Origin of the sequence: Aporhodopirellula rubra, from assembly GCF_014192335.1 — a bacterium.
Lineage (GTDB): Bacteria > Planctomycetota > Planctomycetia > Pirellulales > Pirellulaceae > Rhodopirellula > Rhodopirellula rubra.
The window spans coordinates 1-1498 of record NZ_JACHXU010000068.1; the positions used below are offsets into that span (position 1 = coordinate 1).

Below are 1498 nucleotides of genomic sequence, written 5' to 3' on the forward strand. Positions count from 1 at the left end.
TCATTGAGTTGAATCCTTGTGTTTGTTGGGTGGAGTAAATGTGACAAGCAGCCCCAAGCTGCCCAGATCACGGGTCCGAGTCGCCAGTCATTGTTAACAAATGACTCCCACCCTTCAAACCTCGGACTTACATGGATTCTTTATTGCGACGAATTGGTTGACTGCTCGACGGTGCTGAACCGCTTCGCACATGGATGCCTTGCATCGCGTCCTTTGGTTGATCGCGATTTGCTTGACGGAACATGCTGGTTGCAACGCGACGATTCGCACCTGCACCCGAGTTGGTTCTCAAGCTTCTCTTGCTGGGTTCACGGTTGATCGGCAATCACCGGTCACCCATCATTGCATTCGCAACGCCACTCGATCATTCCATCACGGCTCATCTTCTCGACTTGGTTGGCTTTGCATCGTTTCCAGCTTTGTTGTTTCGCCATCCGGCCTGCCGTACAATTTCACTTCATCTGACCGGGCCCGGCCATCCCGCCCCGCACGCAATAACCAATGCATGCTGCGGAGTGGCGGTGGAGACCAACAACAAGTGGAAATCCGGTTTCCGCCACCACGCAGATGCTTCCCGTTACCCGACTGAAGATGCGTTTCAGCGTACTGATTTCAGCGTACTGATTTCAGCGACTGGCTTTCGACGTTTGGCTCCAGCGACTCTCCTGAAGCGACAAACCCAAACGTTGTTGCAGCAACTTCTTGAACGGTGACATTTCCCTTCTTGAATTGCTGGTGTTCCAGCATCGCTAACAAGTTCTCAACTTCATTCGGGATCGCTAGCAACACGAACCTTGGTTCGTCGTTGAATACACTGTCCGGCAAGAAGGCAAACAACTCTTCCCCGCCCGCCATTATCAACCTTCTCTCCAATCGTTCATTCTCATTGATTTCGCAAAACTGGGCTGACTGTATGCCCCAACGCTCAATGCGTGCTGGATCGTCCCAAACGCAAACGACATGCGATTTTAATGACTCTAGTTGCTTGGTTGTGATTCCAGGTTCGCTCGATAACGCGAACTTCCAGCGTTTAGCGCGTGGACGAATTTCCTCACTATTTCGCGACCCAACATAACTTCCGCCACCTCCAAATCGCTTTGCTGACTGCTTGTCCCACTCTAGGCCTGATTCCCGTAGGTCGTCGCGATACTCCAACGCGATCTCTCGCCATACGGCCGCGTACAACGAAACTTGACCGTTTTCACGATCCAAGACCAATGCTTTGGCATTGCTCGATTTGGCCGCACGCTCCCATGGCATGCGTCCCGCGAGATATGCTGCGATCACTAGGGCGACAACTAGGATGCCTTTGATGCTAACTTGAAACCATGTCTTTTTCATGCAACAATCATCCATTGTGCTCAGGTCGAACGCAAGCCTTAACAAGAACGACGGAAGCGGGGAACCAAGATCGAGATAGGGGCCCGGTTGCCCGGGACCCCTCTCACACCACCGGACATGCGGATCCGCATCCGGCGGTTCGTTTCTTGGAAGCAAA

General features: G+C 52.5%; 1 protein-coding gene. It reads right to left on the reverse strand.

Going from position 1 to position 1498, the window contains the following annotated elements:
* Window positions 1–612 precede the first annotated feature (612 nt).
* The coding region (locus tag FHS27_RS30650; RefSeq protein WP_221225516.1) for a hypothetical protein at window positions 613–1498 on the reverse strand (886 nt) is incomplete at its 5' end.